The sequence below is a fragment of the Photorhabdus sp. RM96S genome (genome assembly GCF_042879335.1).
Classification (GTDB): domain Bacteria; phylum Pseudomonadota; class Gammaproteobacteria; order Enterobacterales; family Enterobacteriaceae; genus Photorhabdus; species Photorhabdus kayaii.
In genome coordinates this window covers 1-575 of the sequence record NZ_JBHFKT010000158.1, presented here as the reverse complement: position 1 = coordinate 575, position 575 = coordinate 1, and the positions used below count along the sequence as shown (strand labels likewise).

Below are 575 nucleotides of genomic sequence, written 5' to 3'. Positions count from 1 at the left end.
TTAATGCCACGGATGGAATGTTCATACTGTAATTTAGCTGTGTGCACTGCGGAGTTCACTTGCAGGGAAGGGTAACGTTGCGCCAGTTGATACTCTAAAGGAAAGTAGTCATAGAAGTCGTTGGGTAAGACCAGACAGTAGCCACAGTCCCCACTGTCAGGTTCGAGTTGTTCACATAAAAAATCCAGCCAGGACATAAAATGAGCCATGCCGTCTTGTTCTTTTAGATAATCCCAGGGCAGCACCAGACTAAGGTAGGAGCTATCATCGTCACCATCAATTTCTCGGGAATCCAGGTAATGCATCAGATAGCGGGGAGCTTCATAGATATTTTTGGCGTCACTAACATCCCAGCTAGAAAGTTGGTTTTTTTTCTGATTAAGAATACCCTCCTCAACTTTAGCAATATTTTCTGGGGAATATTTTTTTAACCCTTTCAGCTCATGACGATGAAAACGCAGGTAAGTGCCAAATTCTTCGCGAAAGCGCCGGTAGCAGGCCAGAATGCGTTGTTTTTTCTCCTGGGTATAGCCTTGTTTAAAAAACAAGGTGATAGAAATCCCAAGACGAGAAAC

At 43.7% G+C, this 575-nt stretch carries 1 protein-coding gene; it reads right to left on the bottom strand.

Features of this window, described 5'->3' with window-relative positions:
- A partial coding sequence (locus ACGF49_RS24740) for a type VI immunity family protein (protein ID WP_387493373.1) occupies window positions 1-575 on the bottom strand: 575 nt, incomplete at both ends.